Annotated in this window: 15 protein-coding genes and 1 riboswitch; of the genes, 3 read left to right on the forward strand and 12 right to left on the reverse strand. The window is 69.8% G+C overall.

The window, feature by feature from the left end; translation table 11 throughout:
• Positions 1-200: 200 nt before the first annotated feature.
• The 3 genes from ACZ7JA_RS34230 to ACZ7JA_RS34240 form a co-directional block, all read right to left on the reverse strand.
• On the reverse strand, positions 201-1,232 hold the full coding sequence (locus tag ACZ7JA_RS34230) for a C40 family peptidase (protein WP_389452162.1): 1,032 nt from the start codon (positions 1,230-1,232) through the stop codon (positions 201-203).
• Positions 1,233-1,444: 212 nt separating this feature from the next.
• Positions 1,445-2,788 carry an NYN domain-containing protein gene (locus ACZ7JA_RS34235; RefSeq protein ID WP_351673595.1) on the reverse strand — a complete coding sequence of 448 codons (1,344 nt, stop codon included), beginning with the start codon at positions 2,786-2,788 and terminating at the stop codon, positions 1,445-1,447.
• A gap of 37 nt (positions 2,789-2,825) precedes the next feature.
• Positions 2,826-3,065, reverse strand: a complete 240-nt coding sequence (locus ACZ7JA_RS34240; RefSeq protein WP_029382693.1) for a hypothetical protein — start codon at positions 3,063-3,065, stop codon at positions 2,826-2,828.
• Positions 3,066-3,217: 152 nt separating this feature from the next.
• Here ACZ7JA_RS34240 and ACZ7JA_RS34245 point away from each other — a divergent pair, with 152 nt between their 5' ends.
• The gene (locus ACZ7JA_RS34245; protein WP_351673593.1) at positions 3,218-3,961 is read left to right on the forward strand and encodes a rhomboid family intramembrane serine protease; all 744 of its coding nucleotides are present in this window, start codon (positions 3,218-3,220) and stop codon (positions 3,959-3,961) included.
• The gene (locus tag ACZ7JA_RS34250; protein ID WP_351673591.1) at positions 3,958-4,239 is read left to right on the forward strand and encodes an Lrp/AsnC family transcriptional regulator; all 282 of its coding nucleotides are present in this window, start codon (positions 3,958-3,960) and stop codon (positions 4,237-4,239) included. The genes ACZ7JA_RS34245 and ACZ7JA_RS34250 overlap by 4 nt, the downstream gene beginning before the upstream one ends.
• Positions 4,240-4,265: 26 nt before the next feature.
• Here ACZ7JA_RS34250 and ACZ7JA_RS34255 read toward each other — a convergent pair whose 3' ends face one another.
• From ACZ7JA_RS34255 to ctaE, 6 genes are all read right to left on the reverse strand, one after another.
• Positions 4,266-5,636, reverse strand: a complete 1,371-nt coding sequence (locus ACZ7JA_RS34255) for an aminotransferase class V-fold PLP-dependent enzyme (RefSeq protein WP_351673589.1) — start codon at positions 5,634-5,636, stop codon at positions 4,266-4,268.
• 180 nt (positions 5,637-5,816) lie between these two features.
• Positions 5,817-5,933: riboswitch (SAM riboswitch) on the reverse strand.
• An 84-nt stretch (positions 5,934-6,017) separates the two neighbouring features.
• Entirely contained in the window at positions 6,018-7,082 is a 1,065-nt protein-coding gene (gene trpD, locus ACZ7JA_RS34260; RefSeq protein ID WP_389304155.1) for an anthranilate phosphoribosyltransferase, read from the reverse strand.
• 123 nt (positions 7,083-7,205) lie between these two features.
• A complete protein-coding gene (qcrB, locus tag ACZ7JA_RS34265) occupies positions 7,206-8,837 on the reverse strand; it encodes a cytochrome bc1 complex cytochrome b subunit (RefSeq protein WP_389452169.1) in 1,632 nt (543 codons plus the stop codon).
• Complete coding sequence (qcrA, locus tag ACZ7JA_RS34270) at positions 8,834-9,892, reverse strand: cytochrome bc1 complex Rieske iron-sulfur subunit (protein WP_351673583.1); 1,059 nt, start codon at positions 9,890-9,892, stop codon at positions 8,834-8,836. Before qcrA ends, qcrB begins: the two co-directional genes overlap by 4 nt.
• Positions 9,889-10,701 (reverse strand): cytochrome bc1 complex diheme cytochrome c subunit, encoded by an 813-nt coding sequence (gene qcrC, locus ACZ7JA_RS34275; RefSeq protein ID WP_351673581.1) that lies wholly within the window; start codon positions 10,699-10,701, stop codon positions 9,889-9,891. Before qcrC ends, qcrA begins: the two co-directional genes overlap by 4 nt.
• A gap of 59 nt (positions 10,702-10,760) precedes the next feature.
• The gene (gene ctaE, locus ACZ7JA_RS34280) at positions 10,761-11,381 is read right to left on the reverse strand and encodes an aa3-type cytochrome oxidase subunit III (RefSeq protein ID WP_143636562.1); all 621 of its coding nucleotides are present in this window, start codon (positions 11,379-11,381) and stop codon (positions 10,761-10,763) included.
• Between the two features lie 146 nt (positions 11,382-11,527).
• Here ctaE and ACZ7JA_RS34285 point away from each other — a divergent pair, with 146 nt between their 5' ends.
• Positions 11,528-11,929, forward strand: a complete 402-nt coding sequence (locus ACZ7JA_RS34285) for a response regulator (protein WP_389452172.1) — start codon at positions 11,528-11,530, stop codon at positions 11,927-11,929.
• 48 nt (positions 11,930-11,977) lie between these two features.
• On the opposite strand, the gene ACZ7JA_RS34290 is transcribed toward ACZ7JA_RS34285, so the two are convergent.
• From ACZ7JA_RS34290 to ACZ7JA_RS34300, 3 genes are all read right to left on the reverse strand, one after another.
• The gene (locus ACZ7JA_RS34290) at positions 11,978-13,243 is read right to left on the reverse strand and encodes a L,D-transpeptidase (protein ID WP_389304151.1); all 1,266 of its coding nucleotides are present in this window, start codon (positions 13,241-13,243) and stop codon (positions 11,978-11,980) included.
• A 141-nt stretch (positions 13,244-13,384) separates the two neighbouring features.
• Positions 13,385-13,783 carry a cytochrome c oxidase subunit 4 gene (locus ACZ7JA_RS34295; protein ID WP_351673575.1) on the reverse strand — a complete coding sequence of 133 codons (399 nt, stop codon included), beginning with the start codon at positions 13,781-13,783 and terminating at the stop codon, positions 13,385-13,387.
• Positions 13,780-14,549, reverse strand: a 770-nt coding sequence (locus ACZ7JA_RS34300; RefSeq protein WP_351673573.1) for a cytochrome c oxidase subunit I, incomplete at its 5' end; no start/stop codon positions are given. The genes ACZ7JA_RS34295 and ACZ7JA_RS34300, both read right to left, overlap by 4 nt.

A 14,549-nucleotide genomic window follows, 5' to 3' on the forward strand; every position in this document is an offset into this window, starting at 1 on the left:
CCGGCGCGGGGGACGGGGAGACCCCCGCGCCGGGGAAACGCGGCAGACAGTAACCGTGCGGGAGGACGGCGGCCAAAGGCCGTCAACGGCCCCACAACCACCGCACCCCGCCGCTGACGCAGGTCAGGGCGGGGCGGAGGGTCAGTCGCGGTACTCGGGATTCGCCCGTTCGGGCGCTCCGGGACCGGCGCCGGGCGGGGTCAGACGCGGACGCCGAACTGGAACGGCATGTTGTTGATCGACTCGTAGCGGACCACGGCGCCGGTGTGCGGGGCGTGCAGCACCTGGCCGTTGCCGGCGTAGAGGCCGACGTGGTGCAGGTCGCCGTAGAAGAACACCAGGTCGCCGACCTGGAGCTGGCTCTGCGACAGGTGGGCGCCGTAGCCCGCCTGGGCCTGGGAGGTGCGCGGTATGGAGACGCCGGCCTGGGCGTAGGCCCAGGAGGTCAGGCCCGAGCAGTCGAAGGAGGACGGACCGGTGGCGCCGTAGACGTACGGCGAGCCGATCCTGCTCTGCGCGGCGGAGAAGGCCGCGGCGGCCCGGCCGGAGGCGGAGGAGTCGTTGCCCAGGTCCACCCGGTCGGTGGAGGAGCGGTTGGCCCGCTGCTGCTCGGCGGCGAGGGCCGCCTTCTCCTTGGCCGTCAGGGTGTTGAGCAGCTTCTGCGCCTCGGCGAGCTTGCCCTGGACTTCCTGCTTCTTGTTGCCCAGCTCGGTACGGGTGGAGGCCAGGTCCTTGAGCTTCTCCGTGGCCTCGGCCCGCTCCTGGGCGAGTTCGCGCTGCTTGTCCTGGATCTTCTTCAGCGCCTCGACCTGCTGGCCGCTCAACTGGTCGAGCGTGGAGGCCTTGTCGAGGTAGTCGTCCGGGTCGGCGGACAGGAAGAGCTGGACCGAGGGGTCGATGCCGCCGGAGCGGTACTGCGCGGTGGCCAGCGAACCCAGGCCGTCGCGGAGCTTGTTGAGCTCCTCCTGGCCGCGGGCCACGTTGTCCTGGATGGTGGAGATTTCCTTCTGCAGCTTCTGCTGCTTCTCCTTGGCCCCGTTGTACTTCTCGGTGGCCTGCTCCGCCTGCTCGTAGAGCTTGTCGACCTTCGCCTTGACCTCGTCCTTGCCGAGCTTCTCGCTCGGAGCGGCGTTGGCGGCGTTCGCGCTCAGCACGACGGCGGCGGCGGCCGCGGTGGTCAGCACGGTGACACGCGTGCGGCTGGGCTGCTTGGGTCGACGATGGGACGCCACGAGGGACGATCTCCTTCTTGTGAGTGATCACCCGTTCGGAGGTTCGAGCCCAGACCTTAGTGACCCAGTTGTGATCAGTTCAAATCCCCGCGGCGAAAAATCCGGTGACGCAACGCATTCTTTGCACACAACTCACGTGCGGTGATGCCCGATTGACGCTACGTTGCGTGACGATACGGCCAATTCGGGCAATGCATATGCGCGTTGCACGTTCAGGACAGTCGCTTCAGAAGTACCGCAGAGGCGACGGGCCGGGCCCCGGCGCGGGCCACCCCGTCGGCCACCTCCCGGTCGGTCGAGGCGACGATGACCGGACGGCCCGGCGGCTCGGCGCGCACGAGCTGGCGGATCAGCTCGTCCGCCGTGACGCCCGGCTTGGAGAACAGCACCCGCACTCCGCGGGGCGGCGCGAGCAGCACCGGCGCGGCCAGTTCGGCCCCGTCGAAGACACAGGTCACCTCGGCGCCGGTCTGCGCGGCGAGCGCCGAGAGCTGGCCCAGCAGACGCAGCCGCTGCTTCTCCAGCGGCATCTGCGGATAGCCGGTCTTGGTGACGTTGTAGCCGTCGACCACCAGATGGGCCTGCGGCAGCGCCAGCAACTGGTCGAGGATCGCCGGGTCGTTCTCGGACAGCGCCCGGGCCGCGATGTCCTTCGGGGTCATCCGTCCCGGTTCGACCGCGTCCACGGTCTCGGCCGGGCGCACGGAGACCGGCGGCAGGGCGAGTTCGCGCCGGAGCCCCTGGGCGGCGTCCAGCAGGGTGTCCAGCAGCAGCCGGACCCGCATGTCCTCCACGCTGCGGCCCTCGCGGGCGGCCCGGCGGGTGGCCTCCAGCGCCGCCTCCGCCTCGCCCAGGCGCGCCTTGAGCCGCCGGGACTCGCTCTCCGCGGCCGAGAGCTGCGCGTGCCCCTCGGCGCGCACGGCGTCGATCTCGCCGCGGACCTTGCGCAACGCGGCCTCGCCGCGCTTGACGTCGCTGAGCGCGGCCCGCAGCTTGCGGTGCAGCGACTCCGCCTCCCGCTTGGCCGACTCCGCCTCGGCGCGCAGCCGTTCGGTCTCGGTACGGGTCTGCTCGCGGGCCTGGTCCAGCTCCGCGCGCAGCCGCTCGAGTTCGGCGCGGCTCTCCTCGTCGGCCCGCTCGGCGTCGGCGCGCTGCGCCTCCTCGCCGGCCGCGGTCACCAGCTTCACCCAGCCCGCGGGCCGCAGTACGTAGGCCGCGGCCGCCACATCGAGCGGATCCGCGGCCGGGGGCGGCGAGCCGGAGTCGAGGGCGCCGGAGAGTTCCGGCTGCGCCTCTCTGAACTTCTCCCCGATCCGCTGCCGGAACAGCGTGTCGGTCTCCACCGCGGCCGCCATCGCGTTACCGGCGAACTTGGCCCGGCGATTGGGGGCGAACCGGGCGTACTGCCGCAACTGGGCGGGCAGTTCCGTCACGGTCAGCAGTCCGAAGCCGTCCGAGACGATCTGCACGACCCGCCGGCGCACGCCGTCGGGCAGCGGACGGTCAAGCACCTCAGCGGTGCCGTCGCCCGGCCCCCCGCCTGCGGTCTCCACCATCCGTCACACCCCAATACCTCTACGGGGCCCGCTCCGCTCAGGAGCCGGCGCCCGGCCTGTCCACGAGTTCCACCTGGTCCACCGCGTTGCACCAGCGGCAGCGGACCGACTCGATGGTCTCACTGACCACCTCGCGCTCCTCCACCGTCGGCTCGCCCGCGAGGTCGAGGTGAACGTACTCGACGACCTTCGACGAGCGGGTCACGTCGAAGCGGGTGAGGTTGCCGCAGAGGGCGCAGCGCCACCGTGTCGTGGCGGTCGGCAGGGGAACCGTCATCGTGACTGTTCGCTTCCTTCTCGGGACGTCCGCGCCGCTCCCCGACGCGTGTGGCTCGTAACCCTACGGCCTGCCGGTCGATCGCCGCCCGTCCGTCCACGGCGGCGAGGCGATCTGTCGACCTGTGTCCCGTTACGTCATGCTCTGTAGTCATGATCCGCACCTGGGGCACGGCGGCCCGGGATGCGTTCCGGGCGGTCCGGGGCGTCTCCGCGCCGATGACGTACGTCCTCCTCGTCCTGTGCGCCGTGATCTTCGTGCTGGGCCCGGCCTCCGGCCTCACCCCGGCGTACGGCTCGGGCGGCGCGCTGTTCGCGGCGCAGCGGGCGTACTTCCGGCACTGGGGCGTGGTCCCGGCCGAGCTGTTCGAGCCCTCGCTCCGGGCGGCCCTGACCCCGGTCACCGCGCTGTTCGTGCACGGCAGCTGGGTGCATCTGCTCGGGAACATGCTCTTCCTCTTCGTCTTCGGGCTGATGACCGAGGAACGGATGGGCCGGGTCGAGTTCACCCTCTTCTACGTGGGCTGCGGTTACCTGGCCCTGCTGGGCTACGCGGCCGCCAACTCCGCCTCCGGACAGTCGCTGGTGGGCGCCTCGGGGGCGATCTCGGCGGTTCTCGGAGCGTTCCTCTACCTGTTCCCACGTGCCCGTGTGACCAGTCTCCTCCCCTTCCTGTTCTTCCTCCCCCTGCGCTTCCCGGCCTGGGTCGTGCTGCCCTTCTGGGCGGCCCTGCAGTGGCTCGCGGCGGGCCGTGCCGGCCAGGGTCCCGGGGTGGCCTACCTGGCCCACCTGATCGGCTTCGGCCTCGGCTTCGGCTACGCGTGGGTGCGCTACGGGCCGACTACTAGAGTGAGGACCGCACCGGCCCCGGCCCCCGAGGGAGAGAACCAACCGTGATCACCGCGATTGTCCTGATCAAGACCAGCGTGGACCGGATCCCCGAGATCGCGGAGCAGATCGCTTCGCTGGACTCGGTGAGCGAGGTTTTCTCCGTCACGGGCACCTACGACCTGATCGCCATGGTGCGGGTGCGGCGGCACGACGACCTGGCCGACGTCATCCCCGGGCGGATCAGCAAGATCCCCGGCGTGGAGGGCACCGACACGCACGTCGCGTTCCGCACCTACTCCCAGCACGACCTGGAGGCGGCGTTCGCGATCGGCCTCGACTCGTGAACGCCGCCTGACGTCGCGCCTGCGGCTCAGACCTGGTCGCGCACCGGCACGCAGCGGCCGTCCTCGGTGCGGTAGCGCCAGCGCGCGCCGTCGCGGACCAGCTCCCGCACCGCGTCGACGAAGCGCTCGACGTGCTCGTCGGGCGTGCCCGCCCCGAAGCTGACCCGGACCGCGTTCAGGGACCTCTCGCCGGGCGCGGCCTCGGGCGCCCCGCACTCTCCCGGCGCCCCGGGGTCGCCGCCCAGCAGGGTGCGCACCAGCGGGTGGGCGCAGAACAGGCCGTCGCGGACGCCGATGCCGTACTCGGCGGAGAGCGCGGCGGCGAAGTGGGAGCTGTTCCAGCCCTCGACCACGAAGGAGATCACGCCGACCCGCGGGGCGTCGTCGCCGAACAGCGACAGCACCCTGACCTCCGGGACCTCGGCGAGACCCGCCCGGACCCGGGCGATCAGGTGCTGCTCGCGGGCCACCAGGGCCTCCCAGCCGGCCTCGGTGAGGGCCTTGCAGGCGGAGGCGATGGAGTAGGCGCCGATGACGTTCGGGGAGCCGGCCTCGTGGCGGGCGGCGCTCTCGTGCCACTCCGCGTCCACTCCCCCGTCCTCGCGCCGCGTGACCCTGCGGCTGGCGCCGCCGCCCGCGAGGTACGGCTCGGCCGCGGCCAGCCAGTCGGCGCGGCCGGCCAGCACGCCGGAGCCGAAGGGCGCGTACAGCTTGTGCCCGGAGAAGGCCACCCAGTCGACGTCCAGGTCCCGGACGGACACCGGGTGGTGCGGGGCGAGCTGGGCGGCGTCCAGGACGATCCGGGCCCCGTGCGCGTGGGCCGCGGCGGCCAGCTCGCGCACCGGCCACAGCTCGCCGGTGACGTTGGAGGCGCCGGTGACGCACACCAGGGCCGGGCCGTACGGGTCGCGGTCGGCGAGGGCCCGCTCCAGCGTCTCCACGGCCTGCCGCGGGGTGCGCGGCGCGTCGAGGACGGTCACCCGCGCGTCCCGCCACGGCAGCAGGGCGGCGTGGTGCTCGGTCTCGAAGACGAAGACCTCGCAGCCGGCCGGCAGCGCCCGGGCGAGGAGGTTCAGGGAGTCCGTGGTCGAGCGGGTGAAGACCACCTGGTCCTGGGCGCGGCAGTCGAGGAATCCGGCGACCGTCCGGCGGGCGTTCTCGAACAGGTCGGTGGAGAGCTGGGAGAGGTAGCCGGCGCCGCGGTGGACGCTGCCGTAGTACGGCGCGTAGGCGGCGACGTCGTCCCAGACGCGCTGCAGGGCGGGGGCGCTGGCGGCGTAGTCGAGCGCGGCGTAGGCGACCTCGCCGCCCGTGACGAGCGGGACGGAGACGTCGCGGCCCAGAACGGGCAGCTCGCCACAAATGGTCTGGACGGCGGCAGCGGTGGAGACGGACATGGTGAACTCCCGTGAGGCAGGCTGGAATCACCGTGCGAGCGGTACGGCTCGAGCACGGCGGAAGGTGAAAAGGGGTACGCGGAGGCGGGGCTCTACGCCCTATCGCATTCGCTTGCTCACAGAAGGCTCCCTCGACGACCAGGACCCCTGGTCCCGCGCTCCTTCAGGAGCCGCGCGAGGGGTCCGCGCTTGCCGTGGACCTCGCTGCCCACGACCTGGTCCTCACCCGGGGCACCCCGCCACGGACGGAGGGTTGCCGGACAGCCGGCCGGGGCCGAATGGCTGTCACTCATGACCTGGTTCAGTATCCTGCCACACGATCTTCTATGCGCAAGGCGCGGTCCGGCATCCGGACCGCGCCTCGCGCCGCACCGGGGCGGGTCAGGCGTTGCTGGCCGCCACCCACCGCTCCAGCGTCCGCTTCGCCGCACCGCTGTCGATGGACTCCGCCGCCCTCGCCATGCCGGCCCGGAGCTGCTCGGTGAGCGGCTCGCCGGACGGCCGCAGGGCGACCAGCGCCGCAGCCGAGTTCAGCAGCACCGCGTCCCGGACGGGACCGTGCTCGCCGTCCAGCACGCGCCGGGCCACCTCCGCGTTGTACGAGGCGTCGGCGCCGCGCAGCGCCTCCACGGGGACCAGCTCGATGCCGGCGTCCCGGGGGTCGAAGCGCTCCTCGGCGACCTCGCCGTCCCGGACCACCCACACCCGGGACGTCGAGGTGGTGGTCAGCTCGTCCAGCCCGTCGTCGCCCCGGAAGACCAGGGCGGAGTTGCCGCGCTCGGCCAGCACCCCGGCCACGATCGGCGCCATGCGCGGATCGGCCACGCCGACCGCCTGGGCGCGCACCTTGGCCGGGTTGGTCAGCGGGCCGAGCACGTTGAAGGTGGTGCGGATGCCCAACTGGCCGCGCGCCGCCGCCACATGGCGCAGCGACGGGTGGAACTTCACCGCGAAGCAGATGGTGATGCCGGCCTCTTCGGCGACCTCGGCGACCCGCCGCGGGGTCAGGGACAGGTTGATGCCGAGCTTCTCCAGCACGTCGGAGGAGCCGGAGGCGGAGGACGCGGCGCGGTTGCCGTGCTTGACGACCTTCGTGCCGGTGCCGGCGACGACGATCGACGACATGGTGGAGATGTTCACCGTCTTCGCGCCGTCGCCGCCGGTGCCGACGATGTCGACGGCCGGCCCGGGCACCTCGATCACATTGGCGTGCTCGTACATGGTCCGCACGAGTCCGGTGATCTCCTGCACCGTCTCGCCCTTGGCGCGCAGCGCCACCATGAACCCGGCGATCTGGGCGTCGGTCGCCTCCCCGCGCATGATGAGGTCCATGGCCCAGGCGGTGTCGTCGGCGGACAGGTCCCGGCCGTCCAGCAGGCCGTTCAGCAGGGCGGGCCAGGAACGGCCCGCCGCGGTGTCGCCTCCAGCGGGGGTCACAGCGCTCATAGCCGCTCCTGGGTGTCGTCGCACAACGGTGTGCTCCCACCCTATCCAGCCCCGGACACGGCGAAGGGCCCCGTCCGCAAGCCGGACGGGGCCCTTCGACTGTGGCGTGGCGACGCTCGGGGATCAGTGGTGGCCGTGGCCGCTGGTGATCTCCCGGTACTCCTCGACGGTTGCCTTCGGGATCTGGTTGTCCTCGCCGTAGTAGGCGTTGCTGAGCTTGGCGCGCAGCTTCTCGGACCCCTTCACCTTGCGCTCGACACCGTTCTCGTCCACCGTCGGGCCGATCTCGGCCGGCTCGTACTGGTGGTGGGCGGTGAGGGTGTGGAGCTGCTCCTGGCTGAGCGGCTCGTGGATCTCGATGAACTCACCGTGCGGCAGGCGCTTGATGATGCCCGTCTCACGGCCGTGCAGCACCTTCTCGCGGTCCCGGCGCTGCAGGCCGAGGCAGATCCGCTTGGTGACGATGAAGGCGATGACCGGTCCGGCGAAGAAGGAGATCCGGACGAACCACGTGACCGCGTTCAGCGACAGGCTGAAGTGGGTCGCGAAGAGGTCGTTGCCACCGCCGACCAGGCCGACCATGTAGACCGTGATCCAGGCGACGCCGAACGCGGTGCGCGTCGGGGCGTTGCGCGGGCGGTCCAGGATGTGGTGCTCGTTCTTGTCCCCGGTGACCCAGGACTCGATGAACGGGTAGAGCGCGATCGCGGCGAGCACCAGGCCGAAGAGGACCAGCGGGATGAACACGCCCAGGACGAGCGTGTGACCCCAGAAGTTGATCTCCCAGCCCGGCATGTAGCGGACCAGACCCTCGGCGAAGCCCATGTACCAGTCGGGCTGGGCGCCGGTGGACACCTGGTCGGGCCGGTAGGGGCCCATGGCCCAGATCGGGTTGATCTGGGTGACCGCGGCGATGGCCGCGATCACGCCGAAGACCAGGAAGAAGAAGCCTCCGGCCTTGGCCATGTACACCGGCAGCAGCGGCATGCCGACGACGTTCTTGTTGCTCTTTCCGGGACCCGCGAACTGCGTGTGCTTGTGGTAGAAGACCAGGATCAGGTGGCCCACCATCAGGCCGAGCATGATGCCCGGCAGCAGCAGGATGTGGATCGAGTAGAACCGGGCCACGAAGTCGTGGCCGGGGAACTCGCCGCCGAAGAGGAAGTACGAGATGTACGTGCCGACGATCGGCATGGACAGGATCGCGCCCTCGGTGAAGCGCACACCCGTGCCGGAGAGCAGGTCGTCCGGGAGCGAGTAACCGGTGAAGCCGGTGAACATGCCCAGGACGAACAGCAGGAAGCCGAACAGCCAGTTGATCTCACGCGGCTTGCGGAAGGCGCCGGTGAAGAACACGCGCATCATGTGCACGAACATGCCCGCGAGGAAGATCAGCGCGGCCCAGTGGTGGATCTGCCGGATGAGCAGACCACCGCGCACGTCGAAGGAGATGTGCAGGGTCGAGTTGAACGCCTCGGACATCAGCTGGCCCTGCAGCGGGACGTAGCTGCCGTGGTACTCCACCTCGTTCATCGACGGGTGGAAGAACAGCGTCAGGTACACACCCGTGAGGATGATGATGATGAAGCTGTACATGCACACTTCGCCCAACATGAACGACCAGTGGTCGGGGAAGATCTTGCGCATGTTGGCCTTGGCGAGGGAGTAGATCCCCAGCCGGCCGTCGGCCCAGTCCGCGACGCGCTCGCCTGCCGGCGCCTTGCCGCGTCGCTCGTTGTTTCCGTTGGTGCTCATCCGCGCTCCCAGAATGCAGGACCGACGGGCTCCTCGAAGTCGCCGAGCGCCTGGAGGTAACCCTCGTCGTTCACGCCGATGCGGAGCTGCGGCAGGGCGTGACCGGCGGGGCCGAAGATCACTCGGGCACCGTCGGAGAGGTCGAAGGTGGACTGGTGGCACGGGCACAGGACGTGATGCGTCTGCTGCTCGTACAGCGAGATCGGGCAACCGACGTGGGTGCAGATCTTCGAGAAGGCGACGATGCCCTCGTGCGACCAGTCGAGCTCGCGCTTGTCCTTGATGTTGCCCGGCTGCAGCCGGATGATCATCAGGGCGGCCTTGGCGATCTCGTTCTGGAAGTCCTCGTCGGTCTCCTCCAGGCCCTCGGGCCTGGCGAAGGTGAGCGAACCGACGGCGACGTCCTCGGGACGCAGCGGCTGGTTCGTGTTCATGTTGACGAGGAGCTTGCCCTTGGCCCACAGGGTGTGCCGCAGCGAGGTGCCGGGCAGCGGACCGAGGTCGCGCAGCAGGACGACGCCGGAGAGCGGCACCAGGGTGAGCGCGCCGAGCATCGTGTTGCGGATCAGCTTGCGACGGCCGAGCGCCGACTCCTTGGCGCCCTCGCGGAAGTCCGCGTGGACCTTGGCGCGGACCTCCGGGGAGGCCGCGATCGGGTGCCGCTCGTCGGCGACCTCCACGTCGGACATCAGGGTGCGGGCCCAGTGGACCGCGCCCGCGCCGATGCAGAACAGCGCCACGGCCAGGGTCAGGCCGAGCGCGAAGTTCAGCGCGCTGATGTGCCCGATCGGGAAGATGTAGACCGAGGTGTCGGGCGTGATCGTCACGTACGAGGCGATGAAGCCGACGGTGGCCAGCATCGAGACCGTGAACAGCAGGGCCACGACGCGCTCGGACCGCTTGGCGGCCCGCTCGTCGATGTCCTGGATCCGGTGCTCGTGGGGCGGCAGCCCCGGGTCCGCGAACGGGTTCGCCTCGTCCGCGACGCTCACGGCGCCGTGCGCGTGGTCCTGCGCCGAAGGCAGGTTCTCTTCTGGAATGTCTTGGCTACTCATGACTTCTTGGCCTTTGCGGTCCGGGCGGCGACCCACACGGCAACCGCGATCAGTGCGCCGAGACCGAAGATCCAGGCGAACAGACCCTCGCTGACCGGCCCGAGGCCGCCCAGCTCGAGGCCGCCCGGGTTGACCGTCTCGTCACCGTTGACCGCGTTCAGGTACGCGATGATGTCCTTCTTGTTCTTCTCCGACATCGTGGTGTCGGGGAAGGACGGCATGTTCTGCGGGCCGGTCTGCATGGCCTCGTAGACGTGCTTGGGGGCCACGCCCTCGAGGCTCGGCGCGTACTTGCCCTTGGTGAGGGCACCGCCCTTGCCGGTGAAGTTGTGGCACTGCGCGCAGTTGGTGCGGAACAGCTCGCCACCCTTGGCGATGTCCGCGCCCTCCGGGCCGTACTGCTGCTTCGTCGGCACGTTCGGGCCGGCGCCCAGCGACGCCACGTAAGCGGCGAGCTGGTCGATCTGGGCCTGCGTGTACACGACCTTCTTGCGCGGGATCTGCGCCATCTGCGAGGTCGAGGCGGGCATGCGGCCCGTGCCGACCTGGAAGTCGACGGCCGCGGCGCCCACGCCGACCAGACTCGGCCCGTCGGAGGAGCCCTTGCCACCGGTGCCGTGGCAGCTGGCGCAGCCGACCTCGTAGAGCTTCTTGCCCTCCTTGATGGTCAGGGACTGGGAGGTTTCATCGGCCTGTGCCTTGCTCGCGGGCGCGAACGCGGCGTACAGCCCCCCAGTGGCCGCCAGCGCGAGGAGTAGGACGACGACCGCCGCCAGCGGATGGCGTCGTCGTGCGGAGAGCTTTTTCACGGATTACCCCGGTGTCAGGATCTTCTGCGTCGATGCTGGATGTGCGGGAACGGTCCCGGCTACTTGATCAGGTAGATCGTGGCGAAGAGGCCGATCCAGACGACATCGACGAAGTGCCAGTAGTAGGACACGACGATGGCGGCGGTCGCCTGCTCATGCGTGAACCTCTTCGCCGCGTATGTACGGCCGAGGACCAGCAGGAAGGCGATGAGACCGCCCGTCACGTGCAGGCCGTGGAAGCCGGTGGTCAGGTAGAACACCGAGCCGTACGGGTCCGAGGACAGGGAGATCCCGTCCTTCTTCACCAGCTCCGTGTACTCGTAGATCTGACCGCCGATGAAGATCGCGCCCATGATGAAGGTGAGGATGAACCAGCCACGGAGCTTCTTCACGTCCCCGCGCTCGGCGGCGAAGACGCCGAGCTGACAGGTCAGCGAGGAGAGCACCAGGATCGTGGTGTTCGTGGCGGAGAACGGCACGTTGAGTGCCTCCGCCATCTCCTTCCAGTGCGCCGGTCCGGTCACCGACCGGAGGGTGAAGTACATCGCGAAGAGGGCCGCGAAGAACATCAGCTCGGAACTCAGCCAGATGATGGTTCCGACGCTGGTGAGGTTCGGCCGATTGACCGACGGGTGCGCGTGCCCGGTTTCTACTGTCGTTGCTGTCGCCACGACCGACATTATGTCGGTCGCTTATCCCGCCCTCACTCCGGGGGGTGCCGTTCGGAGTGTCTTGCCCCGCCGAACCGGTGTTGACGTGGTGTTCATGGGAGTAACATCCGCCACGAACGGCCCTGTCCGCACGACGCCCACGTCTCGGAGGAAGCATGCAGCCGACCGCCACAGTGCTGGTGTACAGCGACGACTCCAACACCCGCGAGCAGGTGCGGCTGGCCGCCGGGCGGCGGCCCGCGCCGGACGTGCCGGCCGTGGAGTTCCTGGAGTGCGCGACGCCCGAGGCGGTGCTGCGCGAGCTGGACAAGGGCGGCATCGACGTGTGCGTGCTCGACGGCGAGGCCGTGCCGATGGGCGGCATGGGGGTGTGCCGGCAGATCAAGGACGAGGTGTTCGACTGCCCGCCCGTGCTGCTGCTCATGGGGCGGCCGCAGGACGCCTGGCTGGCCACCTGGAGCCGTGCGGACGCCGCTGTGACGCTGCCGGTGGAGCCGGTGGAGTTCGCCTCCGCCCTGGCCTCCCTGCTGCGCCGCAAGCGGCTGCTGGGCGTCTGACGGGCGGGCCTGGGGCGCGGGGCGGGCCGTACCGCCCCGCGCCCCGGGTCACAGGGCCACCGGCCGCAGCCTGGGGGCGTCGCGGGACGGTGCCGAGGCGTCCGGCGTGCCCGCCGTCAGGGCGCTGCCCGTGCGCCACTTGTTCCAGTCCAGGTTCCAGTCGCCGAAGCCGTTGCCGAAGGGCTCCATCGGGTCGCCGTTGGAGTTGACCACCTTGACGATGTCACCCGGATGGACGTTGTCGAAGAACCACTCGGCGTTGGACGTGCTCATCCCGGTGCAGCCGTGGCTGACGTTGGCGGAGCCCTGGGAGCCGACCGACCAGGGCGCGGCGTGCACGTACTCGCCGGACCAGGTGACCCGGGTGGCGTAGTACACCGGCAGGTCGTAGGAGTCGGAGCTGCCCTCGGCGATGCCGACGGTGGTGCCGCGCATGCGTACGAAGTACTGCTTCTCCAGGACGACCTTGACCCCGTTGCGGGTCTCGAAGCCGGGCTTGCCCGTGGTGACCGGGATCTGCTCGACCTGCTGCCCGTTCTTGTAGTACGTCAACTGGTGGGTGGAGGCGTCCGTGATCGCCTCGATCCGGTCACCGGTTGTGATCTTCAACGCCTTCGCCTTGCCGCCCCAGAGCCGGTCGCTGATCTTCACGCCCTCCAGGTTGCTGTGCGCCTGGATGGTGGCGTGGGCGGGCCAGTAGTCCTTGGGGCGGAAGTGCAGCTCCTTGTTGCTGACCCAGTACCAGGAGCCCTGCACGGCCGGCACGGAGTCCACCCGCAGGCCGCGCTCCACGACGGCCCGCTGCGCCTTGTCCTTGACCTCGCGGTCGAGTTGCGCGGTGATGGGCTGCCCGACGCCGTAGACGCCCGCCTCGGGCCCGAACGTGACGTTCAGCCGCTGCTTGCTGGTGGGCTTGCTGGTGTCGAAGGTGAGGACCTTGCGGCCGGGCGCCCCGTCGTCGTCCTCGGTGCTGACGCGGACCGTGTAGTGGGCGTTCGCGGCCAGCGGGGAGATGCTGTGCCAGCGGCTGCCGTCGGCGGCGAGTTCGCCCGCCACGAAGCGCCCTGTGGAGTCCTGGGCGGTGACGTCGGTGATCCGCCCCTCACCGCTTTCGGCGGTGATCTCCAGGGGCTTGTCCGGGTCGGCCCGCTTCCCCGCTTCGGTGGGGCCGTTGAAGGAGATCTCGCCCGCCGCGTCGTACGGACTGGCCGACAGAGGGTTGCCGTCCGAACCGCAGGAGGTGACGCCCGCGCCGAGGGCGATCACCAGCAACGCGCAGCTGACGACGGTGCGGGTCCGCGGAGTGTGATTCATATGATCACGCTATGAGATGAGGACCTGCTTGGCGCGGTACGTAAGTCGTTCGGGTGATGCGCCGTGGCGAAAGCAGGAGCCCGGACCCTCCTGACGGAGGGTCCGGGCTCCTGGCGCGCTCGGCGCCGGCGTCACCGCGTGCTACTGGGTGCGGTTCTCACCGTGGTAGTACTCGAACACCCAGCCGAACAGGCCGATGAGGATGATCGGTGCGGCGAAGAAGATCAGCCACCAGCCGACCGCGATGCTGAGGAAGGCGATCGCGCCGCCGACGCCCAGCATGAGCGGCTGCCAGCTGTGCGGGCTGAAGAAACCCAGCTCGCCCGCGTCGTCCGCGACATCGGCCTCCTTGTCGTCCTGGGCACCGGCGTCGACTCGCCGGGCGGTGAAGCCCAGGTAGAAGCCGATCATGATGGCCAGGCCGAAGGCCAGGAAGAGCGCCGTGGTGCCGGCGGGCTCCTTCGACCACACGCCGTACACGACGGCCATGATCAGGAGGAAGAAGCTCAGCCAGATGAACATCCGGCCCTGGATCCTCACTTGCCGGCCTCCTTCTCGCCCGCGATGGCGGTGCCGTGACCGGCGTGCTCGAGCTGCTCGAGCGCGGCGATCTCGGGGTGGTGCAGATCGAACGCCGGGGATTCACTGCGGATCCGCGGCAGGGTGAGGAAGTTGTGCCGCGGCGGCGGGCAGGACGTCGCCCACTCCAGCGAGCGGCCGTAGCCCCACGGGTCGTCCACGCCGACCGGCTTGCCGTACTTGGCCGTCTTCCACACGTTGTAGAGGAACGGCAGGATCGACAGGCCCAGCAGGAACGAGCTGATGGTCGAGACCGTGTTCAGGGCGGTGAAGCCGTCGGCCGCCAGGTAGTCGGCGTACCGGCGCGGCATGCCCTCCACGCCCAGCCAGTGCTGGACCAGGAACGTGCCGTGGAAGCCGACGAACAGCGTCCAGAAGGTGATCTTGCCCAGGCGCTCGTCCAGCATCTTGCCGGTCATCTTCGGCCACCAGAAGTGGAAGCCGGAGAACATGGCGAAGACGACGGTGCCGAAGACGACGTAGTGGAAGTGGGCCACCACGAAGTAGGAGTCGGACACGTGGAAGTCCATCGGCGGCGAGGCCAGGATGACACCGGTCAGACCACCGAACGTGAAGGTGATCAGGAAGCCGATGGCCCAGAGCATCGGGGTCTCGAAGGACAGCGAGCCCTTCCACATGGTGCCGATCCAGTTGAAGAACTTCACACCGGTCGGGACCGCGATCAGGAAGGTCATGAAGGAGAAGAACGGCAGCAGCACACCGCCGG

It is taken from the genome of Streptomyces sp. NPDC038135, from assembly GCF_055601245.1.

Coding starts and splice junctions, on each gene's coding strand:
- ACZ7JA_RS34235 (WP_351673595.1), bottom strand. CDS start 2,788: ATGGTGGAGACCGCAGGCGGGGGGCCGGGCGACGGCACCGCTGAGGTG.
- trpD (WP_389304155.1), bottom strand. CDS start 7,082: ATGAGCGCTGTGACCCCCGCTGGAGGCGACACCGCGGCGGGCCGTTCC.
- ACZ7JA_RS34240 (WP_029382693.1), bottom strand. CDS start 3,065: ATGACGGTTCCCCTGCCGACCGCCACGACACGGTGGCGCTGCGCCCTC.
- ACZ7JA_RS34290 (WP_389304151.1), bottom strand. CDS start 13,243: ATGAATCACACTCCGCGGACCCGCACCGTCGTCAGCTGCGCGTTGCTG.
- qcrB (WP_389452169.1), bottom strand. CDS start 8,837: ATGAGCACCAACGGAAACAACGAGCGACGCGGCAAGGCGCCGGCAGGC.
- qcrA (WP_351673583.1), bottom strand. CDS start 9,892: ATGAGTAGCCAAGACATTCCAGAAGAGAACCTGCCTTCGGCGCAGGAC.
- ACZ7JA_RS34285 (WP_389452172.1), top strand. CDS start 11,528: ATGCAGCCGACCGCCACAGTGCTGGTGTACAGCGACGACTCCAACACC.
- ctaE (WP_143636562.1), bottom strand. CDS start 11,381: ATGTCGGTCGTGGCGACAGCAACGACAGTAGAAACCGGGCACGCGCAC.
- ACZ7JA_RS34245 (WP_351673593.1), top strand. CDS start 3,218: ATGATCCGCACCTGGGGCACGGCGGCCCGGGATGCGTTCCGGGCGGTC.
- ACZ7JA_RS34255 (WP_351673589.1), bottom strand. CDS start 5,636: ATGTCCGTCTCCACCGCTGCCGCCGTCCAGACCATTTGTGGCGAGCTG.